Here is a 21,119-nt window from a genome sequence, read left to right as displayed (position 1 = left end):
GTCATCGTGAGGCGCGTATCCGCACCATCTCATGTTTGCTGGCGTTTTGCACGGGCGCCCCGCCCAGCGCAAGGCTTGCACCGTCACTCCGGGCACGATTCGCCTTCCTCGCATCCCTTGGAGTAGCCGGTGGAATGTGAGCAAAATAGGGCTCTCTGCCGACATTCACAGGCAAGAGCGGACAAGTTGACCGGGAAGATGCACATTCCCGTTGTGCTGTAGCGCCGGGAACACGGAACGCTCAGCCGCCACCCACCACGGTTTCGGCCCTGTAATGCGCAACGGCATCCGCCAAGGCATCGGCCACCTTGTCGCGCCACTGCGGATCGAGCAGCTGTTTTTCGTCCTGCGGATTGGACAGAAAGCCGAGTTCGACGAGAATGGACGGAATGTCCGGCGCTCTCAGGACCTGGAAACCAGCCTGCCTGTGCGGGTTGTTGATCAGTTCGATCTTGCCCTGGAACGCCTTCACCACCCGGTCGGCGAGCGAGATGGAAAACGCCTGGCTTTCCCGCCGGGCAAGATCGAGCAGGATGTCGGCCACTTCGGGCGGCCCGCTCTGGATCGAAAAGCCCGCCAGTTCGTCCGAGAGGTTTTCGCGCGCAGCCAGCGCGGCGGCCATGCGGTCGGAGGCCTTGTCGGAAAGGGTATAGACGGTGGCTCCGCGAATATTCTTCTGCGCAAGCGTATCGGCATGCAGGGAGATGAACAGATTGGCCGCACCCTGCCGCGCAAGCGTGACGCGTTCGGACAGCGACAGGAAGGTATCGTCCTCGCGCGTCAGGAAGGCCTTGACACCCGCCTGCCTGTTGAGGCGCTCGGTCAGCGCCTTGGCAAAGGCAAGCGTGATTTCCTTTTCCGGCGTCTTGGTGGCTGCGCCGGTGGCCCCGGTATCGATCCCGCCATGACCGGCATCGACAGCAATGGTGAACACGCCGGGATGGGCGGGATTTTGCGCCGACTTGCCGAGATCGAGCGTCGCCGTGCTTGCCAGCGGCTGGCCCCATTTCTGCTTGGCCACCAGATCGGTGAATTCCTTTGCCGTCGTCATCTCGGCATCCAGCACAAGACGGTAACCCTGCCCCTCTGTCTCATTCTTGCGCACTTCCGCAAGCACGAGCTTCACCGGCCGGATGGCGGAGAGCACGATGCGGGCGCTGCCCTGCGCCATGGTGCCGTAGCGGATGTCCTTGAACAGGCCGCGCGGCGCCAGATCCTTGGCAGGAAAGCCGAAGGCGGTCGCAGGCAGGTCGATCACCACCCGCTCCGGCGCGGCCACATAGTGCACGGAAAATTCGGGACTTGCATCGAAGTCGATCACGATTCGCGTGCGCGCATCATCGCCGGCGATCCGGGCAGCAAAGGCCAACAGCGGCTTCGGCCCGGCCGTTTCGCTCCCCAGCGCCGGCAGGGCCATACCGGAGGCGATTGCTGCGGCCAGCACGACAAGCCCCCTTGCGACGCCCAGCAGGGAGAGAAAACCAGCAGTCGAAAGCCGCATCATGTCGCTCGTCGATCCCTTCTCCAGCCTGAGGCTGGCGTCGGCCCGCCAGGACCGCCGCTCACCGATTCTCACCTAATAAACCATGACGCGCATGGACGGGAGCCAGACTTTGCCGTCCTTGCAGCATCACCTCTCCTGGAATGCCTGCCTTAAGGCCCGGAATTTGATCCATAATAAGGCAGAACCGGCTTTCCGCTTGCTATTGTGACAGAGAAAACATACAAGGCTTATGAGGGTTTAAGTGTCGACGGGATAGTCTGTTGATAGGCTGCCAGCAAGTAAGTTCTGGCGCCGACGACCGGCAGACATCCGACGTCTCTACATTTCAGCCTGAAACTCTATCCAATCCGGCGATGGTCGGGAAAAGTACCGGATGGCTCGCCATCCACGCTCATCAGGAGCAAATTCATCGGGCCCCAGGTTGGGCCTATTGTAACGTCTTTCTCGTCTGGTCCTCGATGTCACGGCACGGATTGCAAAAACTGGATATGCGAAAGGGGCCTCAGGCTCCGGGCAGCGTCCGGGCAATCGCCTCGCCCGACAGGGCCACGGGAACTTTCTTATCCGGCGCTCTGGATGCAATGCAGGAACGGTCCGTCACCTCGACCGGTCGTCCTGTGTTGGTGCGTCCGCGCCGAGGAGCAGAACTTTCATGGCAGACAAAATGCTTATCGACGCGTCTCACGAAGAGGAGACACGCGTAGTCGTCGTTCGGGGAAACCGGATCGAAGAATTCGATTTTGAATCGCAACACAAGAAGCAGATACGCGGCAACATTTACCTGGCAAAGGTCACTCGCGTAGAACCGTCGCTCCAGGCGGCTTTCGTCGATTACGGCGGCAACCGTCATGGCTTCCTCGCCTTCGCCGAAATTCATCCTGACTACTATCAGATCCCGTTGGCCGATCGTCAGGCCCTTCTGCAGGCAGAAGCCGAGGATCAGCGCCGTCACCCTGACTTCGATCCGGCCGATGCCCCTTCCGAACCGGTGATCGATCTCTCCAAGACCGAACAGCCGGATGTCGGCATCAGCGCCAAGGTGGAAGTCGCAGAAGAGGCGCCTGCCCCGGCCGTCGAAGCGGAAGCCGCCGACAACGCGGCCGTCGCGGCCACCGAAGAGCCTGTCGAAAAGCCGAAGGCCAAGCCGCGCCGCAGCCGCTCGCGCAAGAAGGTTGCCGAGGCGACCGACGATGTGGCTGCGACGGCCGAAGCACCTGTTGAGGCCCCTGCCATCGAGACGACCGATGCCGAGGACGACAGCACGCCCGGCACGATGGCGGCCATGGTCGAGACGGATGCCATCTCCGAGGACGTCGTTGACCGTCGCGGCCGCGACGACGACGATGATGACGATGACGACCACGAGAAGGAAGAGATCGAATCCGTAGGCGCCGAAGACGCCATGGAAGAGGTTCCGGATCGGGTTTACCGCAAGCCGCGCAAGCAGTACCGCATCCAGGAAGTCATCAAGCGCCGGCAGATCCTGCTGGTGCAGGTGGCAAAGGAAGAACGCGGCAACAAGGGTGCAGCGCTGACTACCTATCTGTCGCTTGCCGGCCGCTATTCGGTCCTGATGCCGAACACGGCGCGGGGCGGCGGCATTTCCCGCAAGATCACCAATCCGGCTGACCGCAAGCGGCTGAAGGAAATCGCCCGCGAGCTGGATGTGCCGCAGGGCATGGGCGTCATCCTGCGTACCGCCGGCGCCAACCGCACCCGTGTCGAGATCAAGCGCGACTTCGAATATCTGATGCGCCTGTGGGAGAACGTGCGCACGCTGACGCTGAACTCGATCGCGCCCTGCCTCGTCTATGAGGAAGGATCGCTGATCAAGCGTTCGATCCGCGACCTCTACAACAAGGACATTTCCGAGATCATCGTGTCCGGCGAGGAAGGCTATCGTGAAGCGAAAGACTTCATGAAGATGCTGATGCCGAGCCACGCCAAGGTGGTCCAGCCTTACCGCGACCTGCATCCGATCTTCGCACGCTCCGGCATCGAGGCACAACTCGACCGCATGCTGCAGCCGCAGGTCACCCTGAAGTCCGGCGGTTATCTCATCATCAACCAGACGGAAGCGCTGGTCGCTGTCGACGTGAACTCCGGTCGCTCCACCCGCGAGCACTCGATCGAAGAAACCGCCCTCCAGACGAACCTGGAAGCAGCGGAAGAAGTGGCACGTCAGTTGCGCCTGCGCGACCTCGCGGGCCTGATCGTCATCGACTTCATCGACATGGAAGAAAAGCGCAACAACCGCGCCGTCGAGAAGAAGCTGAAGGATTGCCTGAAGAACGACCGCGCCCGCATCCAGGTCGGCCGCATCTCGCATTTCGGCCTTCTGGAAATGTCGCGCCAGCGCATCCGGGCCAGCGTGCTCGAATCGACGACGCAGGTCTGCTCGCATTGCGGCGGTACCGGTCACGTGCGCTCGCAGTCCTCCGTCGCCCTGCATGTGCTGCGCGGCGTGGAAGAGTATCTGCTGAAGAACACCACGCACGACATCACGGTGCGCACCACCCCTGACATCGCGCTCTACATTCTCAACCAGAAGCGCGGCAATGTCGTGGATTACGAGAACCGCTTCGGCGTCTCCATCTTCATCGAATCGGATGTGGGCGTTGGGGCTGCGCATTTCGCCATCGATCGCGGCGAGCCTGTCGCCAATCCGGTCAAGATCGAAAGCCTGATGCAGTTCGCCGCCCTTCCGGTGGAGGACGAAGACGACGATTACATCCCCGAGGAGGATGAAGCCGAGGAACTGGAAGAGGCCACACCCGCCGCCGCTGCCCAGGAAGCCCGCAATAACGATGACGACCAGAACGGCCGCCGTCGCAAGCGCCGTCGCCGTCGCCGTGGCCGCAACCGCAATGGCGGCGAGAACGGCCAGGCGTCTGGCGACTCGCTCGAGGGCGATGACGACGAGGCCGACGATCAGGACGGCAGCGACGACAACGGCGATACATCCGACTCCGAGGATAGCGCATCCGAAGCGCAGGCCGATGGTGATGAGGGCGCGCGCCGCAAGCGTCGCCGTCGTGGCAAGCGTGGCGGTCGTCGCAACCGCAATGGCGACGAAATCTCTGCCTCCGGCGACGAGACGGACGGTGAAGAGGGTGGCGAAGAGGACGACGCAGACGGTTCTGCCGTAGACGCCGCGGAAGCCCCCGCGGAGGCGGAAGCGCCGGTCGTCGTGGAAACCGTGGAAGCAGAGGTGGAAGCCAAGCCCGCCCGTCCGCGCCGCACCCGTCGCGCCAAGAGCAGCGCCAGCGAAGCCAGCACGGAGACGGCGCCTGTCGCCGACGCAGGCGAAGCGACCTCGGTGGCAGCGGCGCCTGAGGAAGCCGCCGTCGAAATCCCGGCTGTTGAGGAAGCGGTTGTCGAGCCGCTAACGCCTGCGGCCGCACCCGAAGTGTCCGAGTTGCAGTCCTCCGAGGCCCCGCTCGCCGACGAGTCTGACCAGAGCGACGAAGGCAAGGCTGCACGCGCCAACCGCGCTTCCAACATCAGTTCCTCGGAACCGGTGGTGCGTTCGTCCGCACCGACCGCCGATACCGATGGTGGCGGCGAACCGCCGAAGCCGAAGAAGGCTGGCTGGTGGCAGCGTCGCGGGTTCCTCTGAGCCCCGGTCGAACCGAAATATCCAGTTCAACGGCCGCGCTCAGCGCGGCCGTTGTGCATTTATACCGTCTCGCATCTCCTGTGCGATCCCCCGACGGCTCCGATCCGGACAGCCCTACGCAGATGTGAATTTGAACCGGCGGCAGGCTATCGCTATGGTGCAATCCTCATGAAGTGCGCAGACCACGGATCGATTCGAGGCCAACAGCACTTTCCGCAGTGAACGGGATATACGAGGAAGACGATGCAGCCCTTTTCCAAAGCCATGGCCGCCCTGCTGATTGCCGGCACGGCCAGCCTTTCCCTCAGCACGGCCGCCCTCGCCTTGGATGACCAGCAGAAGAAGGAAATGGGCGCCTTCATCCGCGAATACCTGATCGCCAACCCGGAAATCATGCTGGAAGTGCAGGACGCGCTGGAGAAGAAGCAGCAGGAGGCCCGCATTTCGCAAGCTGCGAATGGCATCAATGCCAATCGCGACGCCATCTTCTCCTCGCCGAGCGACATCACGCTCGGCAATCCGAAGGGTGATGTCACCATTGTCGAGTTCTTCGATTACAATTGCGGCTACTGCAAGCGCGCGCTCTCCGACATGGACGAGATCCTGAAGAACGACAAGAAGGTGCGCTTCGTCCTCAAGGAATTCCCGATTCTCGGACCTGATTCCATGGCGGCACATCGGGTCGCCAATGCGGTGCGACTGACGGCGCCGGACAAATATCCGGAGTTCCACCGCAAGCTTCTCGGCGGCGATGTCCGCGCCACGGAAGAGACGGCGATGGACGTCGCATCCTCGCTCGGTCTTTCGGAAAAGACCTTGCGCAGCTCGATGGAAAAGAACCCCAACGATCCGCAGGTACGCCAGACCTATCAGCTTGCCAACAATCTCGGCGTCACGGGCACGCCGTTCTATGTCGTTGGCAATGAGGCCGTGTTCGGCGCGGTCGGCTATCAGGAACTGTCGGAAAAGATCGCCAACATCCGCGCCTGCGGGAAGGCAAGCTGCTGACGGACAGAGCCAGGTCGAGGCCGAAAACCCGGTTATGCACGGCTTTCGCGGCCGGGGGCTTTCCCTTGCCGCCGTGCCGGTCTATAGGTTGCCCTGATCTTTTGACGGGATTTCCATGAGCAAGACCATCTTTGTCCTCAACGGACCGAACCTGAACATGCTGGGCAAGCGCGAACCCGGCATCTATGGCGGAAAGACCCTGAAAGACATCGAGAGTGACTGCATCGCCGCCGGAGAAGCGCTCGGCTTCGCGGTGGAATGCTTCCAGAGCAATCATGAAGGCGTGCTGGTCGACAGGCTGCATGAGGCGAATGATCGCGCCGTCGGCGTCGTCATCAATCCCGGCGCCTATGGCCACACCTCGATTGCCCTGCATGATGCGATCCGGGCGATTTCCGTGCCCGTGATCGAGGTGCACATCTCCAACATCCATGCACGGGAAGAATTCCGTCACAAGTCGATGATCGCACCGGCTGCCAAGGGCATGATCTGCGGATTGGGCCCCGGCGGCTATGTGCTTGCCCTGCATGCCCTGCGCGACATAACCAGCTAAGAACAACAGAACACATAGGTTGACCATGTCTGAGAAGAAGAACGGTATCGACAAGGGGTTGATCCGCGATCTGGCGAACATCCTCAATGATACCGACCTGACCGAGATCGAAGTGGAGCAGGACGACCTGCGCATCCGCGTCTCCCGCACCATTGCCGCGCCGCAGTTCGTCCAGGCCGCTCCGCAATATGCCGCGCCGGCCCCGGTCGTGGCTGCCGCTGCTCCCGCCGCCGCCGCACCGGCGGTCGAGGCGGCGAAGGATCGCAGCAATGCCGTCACGGCACCGATGGTTGGCACGTGCTATCTCTCGCCGGCGCCCGGCGCACGTCCCTTCATCGAAGTCGGCGCCAGCGTCAAGGAAGGCCAGACGCTGCTGATCATCGAAGCGATGAAGACCATGAACCAGATTCCGGCCCCGCGCTCCGGCAAGGTGACCGAAATCATCGTCAACGACGCGCAGCCGGTCGAGTATGGCGAGCCGCTCGTTGTCATCGAGTAAGGCAGATCCATGATCTCCAAGATTCTCATTGCCAACCGCGGCGAAATCGCCCTTCGCGTCCTGCGCGCCTGCAAGGAGCTGGGCATTGCCACCGTCGCCGTGCATTCCACGGCCGATGCCAATGCCATGCATGTGCGGCTTGCGGACGAGAGCGTGTGCATCGGCCCGCCGCCCTCGCGTGACAGCTATCTGAACATTCACCAGATCGTTGCCGCCTGCGAGATCACCGGCGCGGATGCCGTGCATCCGGGCTACGGCTTCCTGTCGGAAAACGCCAAGTTCGCCGATATTCTCGAGGCGCACGGCATCACCTTCATCGGGCCGACGGCGGAGCATATCCGCCTGATGGGCGACAAGATCACCGCCAAGAAGACGGCCGTCGAACTCGGCATTCCCGTCGTTCCGGGCTCGGATGGCGAGGTGAAGCCGGAAAACGCGCTGGAGATTGCCCGGCAGATCGGCTTCCCGGTGCTGATCAAGGCAACCGCCGGCGGCGGTGGTCGCGGCATGAAGGTCGCCAAGACCGAAGCCGATCTGGAAGAGGCCGTCTCGACGGCCCGGTCCGAGGCGCTTGCCGCCTTCGGAAACGACGCCGTCTACATGGAAAAATATCTCGGCAAGCCGCGCCACATCGAGGTGCAGGTTGTCGGTGACGGCGCCGGCAATGCGATCCATCTCGGCGAACGCGATTGCTCGCTGCAGCGCCGCCACCAGAAGGTCTGGGAAGAAGCGAACTCCCCTGCCCTCAACGTCGAGCAGCGCATGAAGATCGGCCAGATCTGCGCCGACGCCATGAAGAAGATGAAGTACCGGGGTGCCGGCACGATCGAATTCCTCTACGAAAACGGCGAGTTCTATTTCATCGAAATGAACACCCGCCTGCAGGTGGAGCATCCGATCACCGAAGCGATCACCGGCATCGACCTCGTGCACGAACAGATCCGCGTCGCCTCCGGTGCCGGTCTGTCGGTCACGCAGGAAGACATCACCTTCTCCGGCCACGCGATCGAATGCCGCATCAATGCGGAGGATCCGCGCACCTTCGTCCCCTCGCCTGGCACGATTACGCATTTCCATGCGCCGGGCGGCCTTGGCGTGCGCGTCGATTCGGGTGCCTATGCCGGCTACAAGATCCCGCCCTACTATGACAGCCTGATCGGCAAGCTGATCGTGCATGGACGCACCCGCGTCGAATGCATGATGCGCCTGCGCCGCGTGCTGGACGAGTTCGTCGTGGACGGCATCAAGACAACGCTGCCGCTGTTCCAGGATCTGGTGGCCAACCAGGACATCGCGAACGGCGACTACGACATCCACTGGCTGGAGAAGTATCTGGCCGGCGACAAGCCGCAAGGCTAGGCATGGCAGGGCGGCGCGGCAGATATTATCCAGCCATCACACCGGATGTTCTGCTGCGCGCCTATTCCATCGGTCTCTTTCCGATGGCCGAATCGGCCGACGACCCGGAAATCTTCTGGGTCGAGCCGGAAGTGCGGGGCATCCTGCCGCTGGATGCCTTCCACATCTCCCGCAGCCTGTCCAAGGCGATGAAGCGGAACCCCTTCGACATTCGCGTGAACACCTGCTTCGAAGCGGTGATGAGCGGCTGTGCTGCGGAAGCGCCGGATCGGCCGAGCACCTGGATCAACGAAACCATCCGCAAGCTCTATACCGAACTTCACCGAATGGGCCACGCGCACAGTGTGGAGGCCTTCGAGGGCGACGAACTGGTGGGCGGGCTCTATGGCGTGTCGCTTGGCGCCGCTTTCTTCGGCGAAAGCATGTTCTCCCGGCGCACCAATGCCTCGAAAATCTGCCTGGTGCATCTGGTGGAGCGGTTGCGCGCACGCGGTTTCCGCCTGCTCGACACGCAGTTCACCACCGAACACCTGAAGACCTTTGGTGCGATCGACATCAGCAAGGGGGATTATCTCGGCCTGCTGCGTGCCGCGATCGAATCGCCACACCTGCCCTTCTGAGGCAGCGCGAGCGTTTTTCACAAGAAGTACGAGGCGAGGAGCGGCGCAGGTTTGATTGCCTGCTGGCGGACTTACTTGCGCGCAGCAGGTGGCGGAGGCACGTCGGACGTCTGCTTGCAGCCGGTCAGCCAGACGTCATAGATCGGATGTTCCATGGCGTTGAGACCGGGGCTGTCGGCGAACATCCAACCGGTAAAAATGCGGCGGATCTTGCGGTCGAGGGTGATCTCGTCCACCTCGACGAAACCGTCCACCTTCTGGGCTTCGCTGTCGTCGCGGGAAAAGCAGGTCTTCGGCGTCACCTGAAGCGCGCCATACTGGACCGTTTCGTTGACGTAGACGTCGAACTTGGTGATGCGGCCGGTGATCTTGTCGATCCCGGCGAATTCGGCGACGCGGTTCTCGATGCGGGCTGCCGCGACCGGCTGGATGCCGATGACCGTGGCGACGCAGAACAGAGCGCCGAGACGCAGCGGGCGAAGGAGAACGTGTCGCATCAACAATCTCACCATGATGGAATGCCAGCCCCGCATTCATCGGGACCGGCATGCGTTAGGCCGAAAATGTGGCGCGAACGCGGAAGGCGGGTGCCGATCAGGCGCCGGGGGTCCAGGCGTCGTAATCGCCGGTGACGCGCGGACGTTCGCCGGTGGCTTCCAGCGACCCCTTGGGGCGATAGGCAAACGCGGTCCCGGTCATGTTGGCATGATGCGCCTTCTGCCACTCGCGGGCGGCATAGGTTTCGCGGGACGGCGGGGTATCGGTGCGATAATGCATCCAGCCGTGCCAGCCGGCCGGAATGGCGGAGGCTTCCGTATAGCCCTTGTAGATGACCCAGCGGCGCGGCAGGCCGAAGGAGGTCATGCCGCCTTCGTAATACACATTGCCGAACTCATCTTCGCCGACGCGCTTGCCGTTGCGCCAGGTGAAGAAGCGGGTGCCGACCGTCTGGCCGTTCCACCAGGTGAAGATTTGCAGGAGGATATTCTTCATAATTTTCCAACGTCCTCGCGAAGACAAGGAATGCAGTCCTTGAACCTGCTTATGCAATTTCGAGCCGGCAATGTCCAGCGCTTCGGAGGAAGGCCACCACTATTTGAGCTTCCGTTTGAAGCCGAGATGGCTGCGGGCAAAGCCGGCGCGCTCGTAAAAACGATGCGCATCGGTGCGCGCCGCATTCGACATCAGCTGCAGCAGCCGGCAATCGCGGCGCCGCGCCTCCTGCTCGGCATGCTCCATCAGCGCCGCGCCGATCCCTTTGCCGCGCATGTCGGCGCGGGTCTGCACCGCCTCGATCATCGCGTTCTGGGCGCCGCGCCCGGTCAGCGCACGCAGGAAGGTCAGCTGGTAGGTGGCCACCACCTCGCCCGCCAGTTCCGCGACATAGAGCTGCTCATGCGGCGCCGAATCGATAACGTGGAAGGCGCGAAGGTAATCCTCATAGGCCTCGGCCTCGCTCGTGTCTCCGTGACCGCCCACCGGATCATCGGCGAACAGGGCGATCAACTGCGGCAGGTCCGCCTCGCGGGCGCGGCGTATGACGAGTGTGTCCGATGCCATGGCAGGCTCCTCCTCCGGTTTTCCTTCGGGTGTAACTAGCGCGCAAGGGTCGCGATCTCCACCCCTCACTGCAGTCGACCGCCCCAGCCCCGGAAACCAGACGGTTGCCCGAAAAAATGAGCGGGATTTCACAAGGCCAGTTCTCGATGATTACAGATTGGTAACATGGCTTTCTCCGCCACATTTTTAACATGATGCGGGCAGTCATATTTCCGCATCGTCATTCCGGCTCCAGCGTCAGCAACCCCGGACGCAGGAGAGATCAGCAGGATAGATCATGCGCAACGGCATCTTTCGCAGCCACGTTCTCCTTCCGGCCCTGTTGGGTGCCGCCGTCGTCGGGCTGCCGCATCTGGCACTCGCCGATGCCATGCAGACCTATCACCTGACGCTGGAGGATCACACCTTCCTTCCCTCGCATCTGGAAGTGCCGGCCAATACGCGCTTCCTGATCGAGGTCACCAACAAGGACGGCACGACGGCGGAGTTCGAAAGCTACGACATGAAGTTCGAGAAGATCGTCGTAGGCCAGGGGCATGTCACAGCCCATGCAGGCCCGCTGCCGGCCGGCACCTACAAATTCTTCGACGACTACCATCCCGAAGCCACCGGCACGCTGACTGCCGTCGCTCCAAAGGAATAGGCGGATGCTGGCGAGCCTGCTGATCGTCTTTCGCGAGGTCATGGAAGCCGGTCTGATCATCGGCATCGTTCTGGCCGCGACGCGCGGCATTTCCGGCCGCACCGGCTGGGTGCTGGGCGGCATTGTGGCCGGGCTGGCCGGCGCCATCCTCGTCGCTCTGTTTGCCGGCCGGCTGGAGGAAGCCTTTGCCGGCAATGGCCAGGAAGTGTTCAACGCCGCCATCCTCTGCATCGCCGTGGTCATGCTCGGCTGGCACAATCTGTGGATGGCAAGCCACGGACGGCAGATGGCAGCGGAGATGAAGGCGCTCGGCCAGCAGGTGGCGTGGGGCGATCGATCCATGCTTGCCATGGCCGTGGTGATCGCCATCGCGGTGTTGCGCGAGGGTAGCGAAGTGGTGCTGTTCCTCTATGGCATCGCGATCTCGGCCGAAATCGGCTTCGGTGCGATGCTGGCGGGCGGCCTGCTCGGCATTCTCGGGGGCGCGGCCCTTTCGTTCGTCCTCTATCGCGGTCTGCTTGCCATTCCGCTGCGCTGGCTGTTTTCGGTCACGTCCGGGCTGGTGGCGCTGCTGGCCGCCGGCATGGCGGGTCAGGCCGCCGCGCTTCTGGCGCGCGACGACATTCTGCCTGCCTGGGGCTATGGCCTGTGGGACACCTCGTGGCTGCTCTCCGATGGCAGCCTTGCCGGTCGCGCTGCCACCGCACTCGTCGGCTACAGCGCCCAGCCGCTCGGCATCCAGGTGGCAGCCTGGATCACCACGCTTCTCGTTCTGGTTCTTGGTGCGCGCCTGATCCGCCAGTCGCAAGGGCAGGCCCCGCCGTCCGCGCAGCTGCGCCCGCGGCCCTGAACCGCGACGCTCTCCGTTTTCTTCTCCCCAGTCCTGAAAGGATGATTGCAATGCGCAAGTTGATGACGCTTGGCCTGCTGGCAGCCACGGCCGGCGCCTTGGCGAGCCTGCCAGCGAATGCCCGCGAATTCCCCATTGGTGGCCCGGTCACGGCCGAACATCTGGAAATCGCCGCAAGCTATCTGGTCGGTATCGAGATGGCCCCGATGATGCAGAACATGGTGATGGGCGACAAGGACGTCGTGCATCTCGAAACCGACGTGCACGCCAAGGAAGACAATCCCTGGGGCTATCCCGCCGATGCCTGGATCCCCTATCTCAAGATCAGCTACAAGCTGACCAAGGACGGCACGCCCTGGAACTCGTCCGGCACACTGCTGCCAATGACGGCAAAGGACGGTCCGCATTATGCGAAGAATGTGCGGATGAATGGCCCCGGCCATTACAAGGTGGAACTCACCTATGCCTCGCCGGAAGCAAACGGCTTCTACCACCACATCGACACGGAAACCGGCGTGCCGGGCTTCTGGACCAAGCCGATCGTCGAAACCTTCAGCTTCGACTATCCCCAGAAGTGAACGCGTCGCCCGGTGTCGTGCCGACACGGCGCGGCACCGGGAATGAGTGCACGCTCAGAGCAGCGGCTTTTCCATGATGACCGCCTCGATGCCACTGCCTTCAGCACCGCAATGCTTGGTGCGGTCGACTTCGACAAAGCCGAGCCGACTGTAGAAGGAGATCGCCCGCACATTGCGTGGCTCGACCTCGAGGCGCATGATTTCCGCATCCGGGAAGCAGGTTTCGAGTTCCGCGAAGATATCGCGACCAATGCCCTGCCCGTGGAAGGCCGGGCGCACGTAGAGCTGGCGCAGCAGCGCCGTCTTCGTCATCGTATCGGACATGACCGCATAGCCCATGCCGCCCAACTGGCGGCCGTCGTCGGCCACCAGAAACTCGCCATCCCGCTTGCCGATGCTGGCGCGGATGGTCGCCGGGCGATGCCACGCAGCGATCAGTTCGTTGACCTTCGCCTCGCCATAGAAGGCATCATAGGTGGCGTGCCAGGTTTCCACGAGGATCTCGCGGATCGCTTCGACATCCTTTTCGCTGGCGCTACGAACAAAAAACACCACGGGGTCCTCCGGGACAGGACTTGCATAGACATACGGGACGGGTGAACGCAAAGGGGGCAGCGACGCCCCCTCAACAGACACGGATTCGATGGCAGGCCCGGCACCAGGCCGGGCAGCGCCTCATTCGTCTTCGATGCCGAGCTTCGCCTTCACCAGCGCCTGCACGGCCTGCGGATTGGCCTTGCCACCCGTCGCCTTCATCACCTGACCGACGAACCAGCCGGCCAGCGTCGGCTTGGCCTTCACCTTGGCCACCTGATCGGGGTTTGCGGCAATGATGTCGTCCACGGCCTTCTCGATGGCGCCGGTATCGGTCACCTGCTTCATGCCGCGGCTCTCGACGATCTCCGCCGGGTCGCCGCCTTCGTTGAAGACGATCTCGAACACGTCCTTGGCGATCTTGCCGGAAATCGTCTCGGCCTTGATGAGGTCGATGATGCCGCCGAGCTGGGCCGGCGAAACCGGAGTCTCTTCAATGCCTTTGCCGGCTTTGTTCAAGGCGCCCAGCAGGTCGTTGATAACCCAGTTCGCCGCGGTCTTTCCGTCACGGCCTGCAGCCACGGCCTCGAAATAATCGGCAATCGCCTTTTCCGAGACGAGCACCGAGGCGTCATAGACGGACAGGCCGAGTTCAGCCACGAAGCGGGCCTTCTTGTCGTCCGGCAGTTCCGGCAGATCCGCCTTCAGCTCCGCCACGAAGGCATCGTCGAATTCCAGCGGCAACAGGTCCGGATCGGGGAAGTAGCGATAGTCATGCGCATCTTCCTTGGAGCGCATGGAACGCGTCTCGCCCTTGTTCGGGTCGAACAGGCGGGTCTCCTGGTCGATCGTGCCGCCCTCTTCCAGAATGGCGATCTGGCGACGCGCCTCATATTCGATCGCTTGGCCGATGAAGCGGATCGAGTTGACGTTCTTGATCTCGCAGCGGGTTCCGAAGGCTTCACCGGGGCGGCGCACGGACACATTGACGTCGGCGCGCATGGAGCCTTCGTCCATGTTGCCGTCGCAGGTGCCGAGATAGCGTACGATGGAGCGCAGCTTCGTCATATACGCCTTGGCCTCGTCGGACGAACGCATGTCGGGCTTGGAGACGATTTCCATCAGGGCGACGCCGGAGCGGTTCAGGTCGACATAGGACATGGTCGGGTGCTGGTCATGCATCAGCTTGCCGGCATCCTGTTCCAGATGCAGGCGCTCGATGCCGATCTCGATATCCTCGAACTGGCCCTGCCGGTCCGGACCGAGCGAGATGACGATCTTGCCTTCGCCGACGATCGGATCCTTGAACTGCGAGATCTGGTAGCCCTGCGGCAGGTCCGGATAGAAATAGTTCTTGCGGTCGAAGATCGAGCGGTTGTTGATCTGCGCCTTGAGGCCAAGACCGGTGCGCACCGCCTGCTTCACACATTCCTCGTTGATCACGGGAAGCATGCCGGGCATGGCCGCATCCACCAGCGATACGTTGGAATTCTGCGCCTTTCCGAACTCGGTCGATGCACCGGAAAACAGCTTGGACTTCGAGAGCACCTGGGCGTGCACTTCCATGCCGATGATCACTTCCCAGTCGCCGGTGGCGCCGGGAATGAGGCGTTTCGGATCAGGCGTACGGACGTCGACAATGGTCATGGAAAAAGCTCTTCATGCAGTCTGTTCGGTTGTTCGTCAGGTAGAGCAAATGGGGCGGTGGCGCAAGCTTTGCGACCACTGCGCCGCCACAGCTTACACGTCATAGCCGAACGGCGCCTCGTCTTCCTCGACAAGCTGCTTGGAGAGCCCCACCGACTGCACATCCTGGTCGAGCTTCGGAGAATAGACGACCGACAGCCAGTTGACACCATAGCCCTTGCCCTCGAAAAAGCGCAGTGCCTCGACATTGCGGGCATGGGTTTCCAGCCGCGCAACCGGATGGCCATGCGCCGCGATCTGCTCCTCGATTTCCCGCAGAAGTGCCGTGCCAAGCCCCCGCCGCTTGAAGGCGGGATCGATCCAGAAATCGCTGATCAGTTCATCAAGCCCCTCGCGCGCCGCCCAGCCGGCCACAGTGCCTGCCTCCTCCACCACGGTGATTGTAAGCCAGGAGCCGTAAGTGAAGCCACGAAAGGCCGCCTGTGCGTTCTCGCGCAATTCGGGGCTGACGCCGATTTCACCCATCGCGTCCTCCCAGGCGCGCAGGCCAATTTCGCTCAGCAGTTCGGCTTCATCTTCTCGGGCATTGCGGATGGTCGGCATGGTCGGCCCTGTATGTCGAGGCCCAGTAGAACACCCACGCCTTGTCTTGCCAAGCCAAACCTTCGGCTAACAGATTGATCCCATGCCGCTTTTCCGCTAGTTTTAGCAGCATATGGAGTTTTGATGTCGAATTTGTCCGAGTCCCGTTAAGGGGCAGCCTGCGAACAGACATTTGCAGGTTGCCCGAACAAAACCGAGCCCCGGCGCATGCCCGTGCGTCCGGAACTGTTTTGTGCGTCCCGACGGGACCTTTCGGACCTCATATCATGGATATTTCCCGCGCCGAACAGCGCATCCTCCACCTGCTCGCTCAGGGCGGACGAATCGAACTCATCCGCAACGACCAGCGCAAGATCGACAAGGTGAACCTCTTCACCCGCGAAGGCTGGCTGTTTGCCGGCCTCGACCTGACAACCTTCCGCAAGCTCAAACAGAAGCGCGCCATCGCCTCACAGGGCGGCAAGCCCTACCGCATCACCGAACGCGGTCTGGTTCTGGTGCGCGCGGAGCAGGACAACCGATAACGACTCGGCCGGCGCCGGATGATCCGGCGCCGGCCTTACTTGCAACGCCATTTGTAGCTACATTTGAGACATGGCGTTTGGCTGGGATGACGCGAAGAACCGCGCCAATCTGGAGACGAACGGTCTCTCCTTCGAAGAGGCGAGCCTTATCTTCGACGGTCCCGTGTTGAGTGCCCGGGACGACCGCTTTGCCTATCGCAAAGAACGATGGATCACCGTCGGCGCAATCGCAGATATCGTGGTCATCGTCGTCGTTCACACGGATCGCAAAGGCGTGACCCGACTAATTTCGGCGCGTCTCGCCAACAGGAAAGAAAGGCAACGCTACTATGAGCATCTCGCCAAACCGCGTGCGGGCTCTGGCACAGCGGAGCGATGACACCATCGACTACAGCGACATCCCGCAGCTTGATGATCGCTTTTTCGAAGCCGCCGAACTCGTTCAGCCGATGGGCAAGGCGCAGGTCACGATGCGCATCGATTCCGATGTGCTGGACTGGTTTCGTGCCCAGGGAAAGGGATATCAGACCCGGATGAATGCCGTGCTGAAGGCCTACATGATCACACAGTCGAAGCGCTGACATCCGGCTCGGGCGTCAGCCGCATCGCCAGATGCACCTTCTCGTGTTCCACGCCGAGACTTCTGGAATATTCTAGCCCGCGCCAGACAATGGAAAAGCCGCAGCGCTGATAAAGCCGGATCGCGCCGGCATTGTTGCCATGCGTGTGGATGCGCGCCCGCGCGAGCCCTTCCTCACGCATCACCGCAAGCAGATGCAAGATCAAGGCCTTGCCGACGCCGCGCCCCTGAAAGGCCGGATCGACCCAGAGGTCGGAAATATAGTCGGGCTCCGTCTCCCGCGCCGTCCAGCCGGCAACGCGACCCTCGATGTCTGCGACGGCGATCCTGTCTCCGGCCTCATCGAGAAAACGGTCATAGGCATGCCGGATCATCTCCAGACGGTCGAGCGGCAGGCCGCTCTCGCGAAATGCATCGCTCGATTGCCAGGCCGCAAAACCGACGGCAGTGACCGCCCGATGATCGGCGGCCGCCATGGGGCGTATGGTGAACTCGCTTACCACCAGGCCTTCGGCGAAAACGTGCCGGCGGCCTTTTCCATCACATGGGCGGTCTTGAACAGCGTCTCTTCCTCGAACGGCTTGCCGATCAGTTGCAGGCCGAGCGGCAATCCCTTGCGGTCGAGACCAGCCGGCACGGAAATCCCCGGCAGACCCGCCATGTTGAGCGTGATGGTAAAGACGTCCTGCAGGTACATCTTGACCGGATCGGCGGCCAGTTCCTTGTCGCCGATGGCAAAGGCCGAGGACGGCGTGATCGGCGCCAGGATCGCATCGACGCCGGCGTGGAAGGCATCCTCGAAATCGCGCTTGATCAGCGTGCGCACCTTCTGCGCCTTGAGGTAATAGGCGTCGTAATAGCCGGCGGAGAGCACATAGGTGCCGATCATGATACGGCGCTGCACTTCCTTGCCGAAGCCGGCCGCGCGGGTCTTTTCGTACATATCGGCGATATCGCGGCCCTCGACGCGCAGGCCATACCGCACGCCGTCATAGCGGGCGAGGTTGGACGAGGCCTCGGCGGGCGCCACGATGTAATAGGCCGGCAGCGCGTATTTCGTGTGCGGCAGAGATATCTCCACCACCTCGGCACCGGCGTCCTTCAGCCACTCGACGCCCTGCGCCCAAAGGGTTTCGATCTCTTCCGACATGCCGTCAAGGCGATATTCCTTCGGAATACCGATCTTCATGCCCTTCAGCGACTGTCCCAGCGCCGCCTCGTAATCCGGCACCGGCAGGTCGACGGAAGTCGTGTCCCTCTTGTCCACACCGGCCATCGACTTCAGCAAGATCGCCGCATCGCGCACATCGCGGGCGATCGGGCCGGCCTGATCGAGCGAGGAGGCATAGGCGACGATACCGAAACGCGAGCAGCGGCCATAGGTGGGCTTGATGCCGACGGTCCCGGTAAAGGCGGCTGGCTGGCGGATCGAGCCGCCGGTATCGGTGGCGGTGGCACCGGCGCACAGATGCGCGGCAACGGCCGCCGCCGAGCCGCCGGACGAGCCGCCGGGCACAAGCTTCTCGTCGGAGCCTTCCGCCTTCCACGGGTTGACCGCCGGGCCGTAATAGGAGCTCTCGTTGGAAGAGCCCATGGCAAACTCGTCCATGTTGAGCTTGCCGAGCATCACGGCGCCTTCGGCCCAGAGCTTGTCCGTGACCGTCGATTCGTAGTTCGGCTTGAAGCCGTCGAGAATGTGGCTGCAGGCCTGCGTGTGGACGCCCTCGGTGGCAAACAGGTCCTTCACGCCGAGCGGAATGCCTTCCAGCGCACCGCCCCTGCCCTCGGCAAGACGGGCATCGGAGGCCTTGGCCATGGCAAGCGCCTTTTCAGGCGTGACGACCACATAGGCGTTCAGGGCACCGTTGGCGGCCTCGATGGCCTTGAGATAGTTTTCGGTCAGGTCGAGCGCGGAAATCTCGCGGGACTTCAGTTTGTCACGGGCGGCGGCAATGGTGAGGCTTGTCAGGTCGGTCATGATCATCTCGTTCGGGTGCAGCGGAAACAGGTCGGAGCGGCAGCGGAAGCCCGCTTACTCGACGACCTTCGGCACGAGGAAGAAATTCTGGTCGGTCGCCGGGGCATTGGCCACCACAGCGGCGGCCTTGTCGCCATCGGTCACGGCATCCGCACGGCGGCGCATGGTGATCGGCGTGACCGAAGTCATCGGCTCGACACCGGAGACGTCCACTTCGGACAGTTGTTCGACAAAGCCCAGGATGCCGTTCAGTTCACCCATCATCCGCCCAGCCTCCTCATCGGTAACGGCAATACGGGACAGGCGGGCGACGCGCTTCACGGTGGCAAGGTCGACGGACATGATCTCTCTCCGGCTTTGGGATTTCCCTCCCGCTATAATGGCCGCGTCCCGGCTTCGCAACGGGTTTGGCAGGCACAAGGTGCCTTATCGGACGGGCAAGCTGCCCGAGCCCCGCAAAGGGCTCGGTCCGGCGCCGCAACCTCACGGGCGTCAGGTCTTGTGAGACGCGGCAATGCCGAGGATCGAGCCCTGGTCTGCAACCATACCCCGGAAGATCGCCTCCACCGCACCATAGCCTGCGGCCGGAACCACCCACTCCTTCAGCACCAGCGTCCGGGTGATGGTGAGGCTGCCGCCGGCATTTTCGTAATGCGCGTCATAGCTTCCGGTTTCGTTCGTGACATGCACGTCGGCCGGCACCGTCGTGAAGTTTTGGCCTGCCGGCGCTGTCAGCGTCAGGCGCCAGTTCAGCGTCTTCGGACCGAAAAAGGCGCCAAAACGCCTCGGCTTGCTGCTGCCAAGATAGCTCTGCGGCGAGGGATTGGGCGAGAAATCCGGCATGGCGGGCAGAACGAAACCGGCAGGCTTCACCGCCTGCGGCGCGCGCCAGGTCATGGAAAAACTGAAGGGAGTTTCGAGATCATCCGGCTTCGTCACCTGAAGATTGCCAGTCGCCGGCTGGGGCAGATGGGCGGCCGCGTTCCTCATCACAGTAATCTGCTGCTTGTCCGTCGACAGCTCGCGACGCAGGTAAACACCGAGCATGGGCGTCATCGACACACGCGCCGTGCCAGACAGTGACCCGTCCTCGGCAATGGCAATCGTCCCGGTGGTGGAAAACTGTGCGTCTTGCGGCTTCAACGACGGTATTCGTCGCATCACCGGTGTTGCCGTCGCATGCAGGGCCGGCTTGCCAACCAGGCCATAATCCAGCACGCCGAAGGGCGTGAACGTGTCGGTGGGATTGGCGTAGAGATCGAACTCAGGCAGATAGATGATCATGTGGTTGAAGGCGCCGGTTTCCGGGGCCGGCCAGTCTGCCTGCGCATCCGACCATTTCACGATCACCGGTTCGGACGCGATGCCCTTCGCCTTCAGCAGCGCCTGCAGCAGAACCACCTGATCCTTGCAGTCGCCGTATCCGGCCGCCAGCACGGCAGACGCATCGTGCGGGATATAGCCCGCCTCGTCGCTCAGATAGAGGGCGACATACCGGATATGTCCGCTAACCCAGGCATAGAGCGCACGGGCTGCTTCCAGCCCCGTCTTGCCGCCCGCCACCTGATCCGCAAGCGCCTGGATCTCCGGCGTGACCGCATCCTTGCCCTCGGCCAGCCGGTGATAGCGCGCACCGAGATCCGCATAGTCCTTCAGCGTCGATAGCGTGAACAAGGGCGTGATGTCATCGAGCGGCGGCATATGAGCGTCCTGATCCTCGGGCGAGACGCTCCGCACATGCGCCTCCGCCTCGATGAAGCGGCGATCCTCCAGGCTCTCGTCGCGAACCACCGTAAAGCCGTTGCGCGCGCCGATTGACAGCGGCTTGTCCTTCGACACGTGCACAGCCACGTAAAAATCGCCGGTGCGGACCGGCGACAGATAGAAGCTGGTGTTGAAGCCGGTGGCCTCAAAAGCCCGGACCGTCTTTCGCTCTACCCGCAGATGCACCTTGGCACCAACGGTGATCTGCGGCAGCACGATGGTCGCCGTCATCGTCGAGACAAAACCCGGTGCCGAACTGGCAGCGTGGCTGGGGCGCACCATCACGCTCTCTGGCGCCACGTTCAGGCGCACGCCATCCGTCGTGTCGACCCATCCCTGCAAAAGCTTGAAGGTCTGATGCTCGGGATCAAAGACATAGGACACCTGCCCGGCACCGGCGATGTCCCCGGTGCGCTGTATGGTCCGGTCAAGGGTTTCAGTGAAGGTACCGGTGTCGTCGTCGTTGACCTCCACCTCGTCGTGAAAAACGATCTCCGCATCGGAGGCAAACGGATCAAGAGGAGACTCCGCCGCGACGGCGGCATGCGTCGATACGATCACGCTCAGCAAGATAAGGGAGGCATAGCGGCGCACATCAACAATCCTTCGACCATCTGGAGGTCCCGTGGATTGATGGCAGTCAACCGTACTTTTTTGTGGCGGGGAACCGGCGAAGATTGCCTAGATCCGAAGCTG

23 protein-coding genes are annotated in these 21,119 nt (G+C 62.4%); 12 read left to right on the top strand and 11 right to left on the bottom strand.

The genetic code is table 11. The features are described 5' to 3' along the window. Positions 1-241: 241 nt before the first annotated feature. The gene (locus F3H95_RS23045) at positions 242-1,501 is read right to left on the bottom strand and encodes an N-acetylmuramoyl-L-alanine amidase (RefSeq protein ID WP_149747731.1); all 1,260 of its coding nucleotides are present in this window, start codon (positions 1,499-1,501) and stop codon (positions 242-244) included. A gap of 655 nt (positions 1,502-2,156) precedes the next feature. Here F3H95_RS23045 and F3H95_RS23040 point away from each other — a divergent pair. The 6 genes from F3H95_RS23040 (at position 2,157) to aat (ending at position 9,162) form a co-directional block, all read left to right on the top strand. After that, the gene (locus tag F3H95_RS23040; protein ID WP_149747707.1) at positions 2,157-5,123 is read left to right on the top strand and encodes a ribonuclease E/G; all 2,967 of its coding nucleotides are present in this window, start codon (positions 2,157-2,159) and stop codon (positions 5,121-5,123) included. Positions 5,124-5,366: 243 nt separating this feature from the next. Next, positions 5,367-6,131 (top strand): DsbA family protein, encoded by a 765-nt coding sequence (locus F3H95_RS23035; RefSeq protein ID WP_142880349.1) that lies wholly within the window; start codon positions 5,367-5,369, stop codon positions 6,129-6,131. A 115-nt stretch (positions 6,132-6,246) separates the two neighbouring features. Then, positions 6,247-6,684: a type II 3-dehydroquinate dehydratase gene (gene aroQ / locus F3H95_RS23030; protein ID WP_149747706.1), complete on the top strand. Its 438-nt coding sequence runs from the start codon at positions 6,247-6,249 to the stop codon at positions 6,682-6,684. Between the two features lie 25 nt (positions 6,685-6,709). Further along, positions 6,710-7,183, top strand: coding sequence for an acetyl-CoA carboxylase biotin carboxyl carrier protein (gene accB, locus F3H95_RS23025; RefSeq protein ID WP_149747705.1), 474 nt, complete (start codon positions 6,710-6,712; stop codon positions 7,181-7,183). A gap of 9 nt (positions 7,184-7,192) precedes the next feature. Continuing rightward, a complete protein-coding gene (accC, locus tag F3H95_RS23020) occupies positions 7,193-8,542 on the top strand; it encodes an acetyl-CoA carboxylase biotin carboxylase subunit (protein WP_142880346.1) in 1,350 nt (449 codons plus the stop codon). Positions 8,543-8,544: 2 nt separating this feature from the next. After that, positions 8,545-9,162 carry a leucyl/phenylalanyl-tRNA--protein transferase gene (gene aat, locus F3H95_RS23015; protein WP_149747704.1) on the top strand — a complete coding sequence of 206 codons (618 nt, stop codon included), beginning with the start codon at positions 8,545-8,547 and terminating at the stop codon, positions 9,160-9,162. Between the two features lie 71 nt (positions 9,163-9,233). Here aat and F3H95_RS23010 read toward each other — a convergent pair whose 3' ends face one another. From F3H95_RS23010 to F3H95_RS23000, 3 genes are all read right to left on the bottom strand, one after another. Further along, positions 9,234-9,659: a DUF2155 domain-containing protein gene (locus F3H95_RS23010; protein ID WP_149747703.1), complete on the bottom strand. Its 426-nt coding sequence runs from the start codon at positions 9,657-9,659 to the stop codon at positions 9,234-9,236. 97 nt (positions 9,660-9,756) lie between these two features. Continuing rightward, on the bottom strand, positions 9,757-10,155 hold the full coding sequence (locus tag F3H95_RS23005; RefSeq protein ID WP_149747702.1) for an NADH:ubiquinone oxidoreductase subunit NDUFA12: 399 nt from the start codon (positions 10,153-10,155) through the stop codon (positions 9,757-9,759). Positions 10,156-10,254: 99 nt separating this feature from the next. Then, positions 10,255-10,722: a GNAT family N-acetyltransferase gene (locus F3H95_RS23000; RefSeq protein ID WP_149747701.1), complete on the bottom strand. Its 468-nt coding sequence runs from the start codon at positions 10,720-10,722 to the stop codon at positions 10,255-10,257. Positions 10,723-10,999: 277 nt separating this feature from the next. Between F3H95_RS23000 and F3H95_RS22995 the strand changes: the two genes are divergently transcribed. The 3 genes from F3H95_RS22995 to F3H95_RS22985 are packed head-to-tail and all read left to right on the top strand — an operon-like array spanning position 11,000 to position 12,793. After that, positions 11,000-11,365 carry a cupredoxin domain-containing protein gene (locus F3H95_RS22995; protein WP_149747700.1) on the top strand — a complete coding sequence of 122 codons (366 nt, stop codon included), beginning with the start codon at positions 11,000-11,002 and terminating at the stop codon, positions 11,363-11,365. A 4-nt stretch (positions 11,366-11,369) separates the two neighbouring features. Then, on the top strand, positions 11,370-12,215 hold the full coding sequence (locus F3H95_RS22990) for an FTR1 family protein (RefSeq protein WP_149747699.1): 846 nt from the start codon (positions 11,370-11,372) through the stop codon (positions 12,213-12,215). A 50-nt stretch (positions 12,216-12,265) separates the two neighbouring features. Further along, the gene (locus tag F3H95_RS22985) at positions 12,266-12,793 is read left to right on the top strand and encodes an iron transporter (RefSeq protein ID WP_149747698.1); all 528 of its coding nucleotides are present in this window, start codon (positions 12,266-12,268) and stop codon (positions 12,791-12,793) included. Between the two features lie 54 nt (positions 12,794-12,847). On the opposite strand, the gene F3H95_RS22980 is transcribed toward F3H95_RS22985, so the two are convergent. The 3 genes from F3H95_RS22980 to F3H95_RS22970 all read right to left on the bottom strand — a co-directional run bounded on the left by F3H95_RS22980 (position 12,848) and on the right by F3H95_RS22970 (position 15,577). Next, entirely contained in the window at positions 12,848-13,345 is a 498-nt protein-coding gene (locus F3H95_RS22980) for a GNAT family N-acetyltransferase (RefSeq protein ID WP_149747730.1), read from the bottom strand. A gap of 123 nt (positions 13,346-13,468) precedes the next feature. After that, entirely contained in the window at positions 13,469-14,974 is a 1,506-nt protein-coding gene (gene gatB, locus F3H95_RS22975; RefSeq protein ID WP_142880338.1) for an Asp-tRNA(Asn)/Glu-tRNA(Gln) amidotransferase subunit GatB, read from the bottom strand. Positions 14,975-15,067: 93 nt separating this feature from the next. Next, positions 15,068-15,577 carry a GNAT family N-acetyltransferase gene (locus F3H95_RS22970; protein WP_149747697.1) on the bottom strand — a complete coding sequence of 170 codons (510 nt, stop codon included), beginning with the start codon at positions 15,575-15,577 and terminating at the stop codon, positions 15,068-15,070. A gap of 266 nt (positions 15,578-15,843) precedes the next feature. Here F3H95_RS22970 and F3H95_RS22965 point away from each other — a divergent pair, with 266 nt between their 5' ends. The 3 genes from F3H95_RS22965 (at position 15,844) to F3H95_RS22955 (ending at position 16,682) form a co-directional block, all read left to right on the top strand. Further along, a complete protein-coding gene (locus tag F3H95_RS22965) occupies positions 15,844-16,101 on the top strand; it encodes a YjhX family toxin (protein ID WP_142880336.1) in 258 nt (85 codons plus the stop codon). Between the two features lie 70 nt (positions 16,102-16,171). After that, positions 16,172-16,480, top strand: coding sequence for a BrnT family toxin (locus F3H95_RS22960; protein ID WP_149747696.1), 309 nt, complete (start codon positions 16,172-16,174; stop codon positions 16,478-16,480). Continuing rightward, complete coding sequence (locus tag F3H95_RS22955; protein ID WP_149747695.1) at positions 16,431-16,682, top strand: BrnA antitoxin family protein; 252 nt, start codon at positions 16,431-16,433, stop codon at positions 16,680-16,682. Before F3H95_RS22960 ends, F3H95_RS22955 begins: the two co-directional genes overlap by 50 nt. Here F3H95_RS22955 and F3H95_RS22950 read toward each other — a convergent pair. From F3H95_RS22950 to F3H95_RS22935, 4 genes are all read right to left on the bottom strand, one after another. Next, complete coding sequence (locus tag F3H95_RS22950; RefSeq protein ID WP_348530083.1) at positions 16,663-17,184, bottom strand: GNAT family N-acetyltransferase; 522 nt, start codon at positions 17,182-17,184, stop codon at positions 16,663-16,665. The two genes, F3H95_RS22955 and F3H95_RS22950, sit on opposite strands and share 20 nt — an antisense overlap. After that, positions 17,178-18,659, bottom strand: a complete 1,482-nt coding sequence (gatA, locus tag F3H95_RS22945; RefSeq protein WP_149747694.1) for an Asp-tRNA(Asn)/Glu-tRNA(Gln) amidotransferase subunit GatA — start codon at positions 18,657-18,659, stop codon at positions 17,178-17,180. The genes F3H95_RS22950 and gatA overlap by 7 nt, the downstream gene beginning before the upstream one ends. A gap of 54 nt (positions 18,660-18,713) precedes the next feature. Beyond that, positions 18,714-19,001: an Asp-tRNA(Asn)/Glu-tRNA(Gln) amidotransferase subunit GatC gene (gatC, locus tag F3H95_RS22940; RefSeq protein ID WP_149747693.1), complete on the bottom strand. Its 288-nt coding sequence runs from the start codon at positions 18,999-19,001 to the stop codon at positions 18,714-18,716. A gap of 150 nt (positions 19,002-19,151) precedes the next feature. Beyond that, a complete protein-coding gene (locus tag F3H95_RS22935; protein ID WP_149747692.1) occupies positions 19,152-21,017 on the bottom strand; it encodes a DUF3857 domain-containing protein in 1,866 nt (621 codons plus the stop codon). Between the last annotated feature and the right edge of the window lie 102 nt (positions 21,018-21,119).

This window comes from Rhizobium sp. RU35A, assembly GCF_900156005.1.
Taxonomy (GTDB): domain Bacteria; phylum Pseudomonadota; class Alphaproteobacteria; order Rhizobiales; family Rhizobiaceae; genus Neorhizobium; species Neorhizobium straminoryzae.
The sequence above is the reverse complement of the archived record's forward strand: the minus strand, read 5'-3'. Positions and strand labels throughout refer to the sequence as shown.

What these genes read in the sequence shown, in the direction of transcription:
- gatB (WP_142880338.1), bottom strand. Translation starts at nt 14,974, where the DNA reads ATGACCATTGTCGACGTCCGTACGCCTGATCCGAAACGCCTCATTCCC.
- F3H95_RS23045 (WP_149747731.1), bottom strand. Translation starts at nt 1,501, where the DNA reads ATGCGGCTTTCGACTGCTGGTTTTCTCTCCCTGCTGGGCGTCGCAAGG.
- aroQ (WP_149747706.1), top strand. Translation starts at nt 6,247, where the DNA reads ATGAGCAAGACCATCTTTGTCCTCAACGGACCGAACCTGAACATGCTG.
- F3H95_RS22960 (WP_149747696.1), top strand. Translation starts at nt 16,172, where the DNA reads ATGGCGTTTGGCTGGGATGACGCGAAGAACCGCGCCAATCTGGAGACG.
- F3H95_RS23010 (WP_149747703.1), bottom strand. Translation starts at nt 9,659, where the DNA reads ATGCGACACGTTCTCCTTCGCCCGCTGCGTCTCGGCGCTCTGTTCTGC.
- F3H95_RS22965 (WP_142880336.1), top strand. Translation starts at nt 15,844, where the DNA reads ATGGATATTTCCCGCGCCGAACAGCGCATCCTCCACCTGCTCGCTCAG.
- F3H95_RS23000 (WP_149747701.1), bottom strand. Translation starts at nt 10,722, where the DNA reads ATGGCATCGGACACACTCGTCATACGCCGCGCCCGCGAGGCGGACCTG.
- F3H95_RS22995 (WP_149747700.1), top strand. Translation starts at nt 11,000, where the DNA reads ATGCGCAACGGCATCTTTCGCAGCCACGTTCTCCTTCCGGCCCTGTTG.
- F3H95_RS22985 (WP_149747698.1), top strand. Translation starts at nt 12,266, where the DNA reads ATGCGCAAGTTGATGACGCTTGGCCTGCTGGCAGCCACGGCCGGCGCC.
- F3H95_RS22970 (WP_149747697.1), bottom strand. Translation starts at nt 15,577, where the DNA reads ATGCCGACCATCCGCAATGCCCGAGAAGATGAAGCCGAACTGCTGAGC.
- gatC (WP_149747693.1), bottom strand. Translation starts at nt 19,001, where the DNA reads ATGTCCGTCGACCTTGCCACCGTGAAGCGCGTCGCCCGCCTGTCCCGT.
- gatA (WP_149747694.1), bottom strand. Translation starts at nt 18,659, where the DNA reads ATGACCGACCTGACAAGCCTCACCATTGCCGCCGCCCGTGACAAACTG.
- F3H95_RS22990 (WP_149747699.1), top strand. Translation starts at nt 11,370, where the DNA reads ATGCTGGCGAGCCTGCTGATCGTCTTTCGCGAGGTCATGGAAGCCGGT.
- accB (WP_149747705.1), top strand. Translation starts at nt 6,710, where the DNA reads ATGTCTGAGAAGAAGAACGGTATCGACAAGGGGTTGATCCGCGATCTG.
- F3H95_RS23005 (WP_149747702.1), bottom strand. Translation starts at nt 10,155, where the DNA reads ATGAAGAATATCCTCCTGCAAATCTTCACCTGGTGGAACGGCCAGACG.
- accC (WP_142880346.1), top strand. Translation starts at nt 7,193, where the DNA reads ATGATCTCCAAGATTCTCATTGCCAACCGCGGCGAAATCGCCCTTCGC.
- F3H95_RS23035 (WP_142880349.1), top strand. Translation starts at nt 5,367, where the DNA reads ATGCAGCCCTTTTCCAAAGCCATGGCCGCCCTGCTGATTGCCGGCACG.
- aat (WP_149747704.1), top strand. Translation starts at nt 8,545, where the DNA reads ATGGCAGGGCGGCGCGGCAGATATTATCCAGCCATCACACCGGATGTT.
- F3H95_RS23040 (WP_149747707.1), top strand. Translation starts at nt 2,157, where the DNA reads ATGGCAGACAAAATGCTTATCGACGCGTCTCACGAAGAGGAGACACGC.
- F3H95_RS22955 (WP_149747695.1), top strand. Translation starts at nt 16,431, where the DNA reads ATGAGCATCTCGCCAAACCGCGTGCGGGCTCTGGCACAGCGGAGCGAT.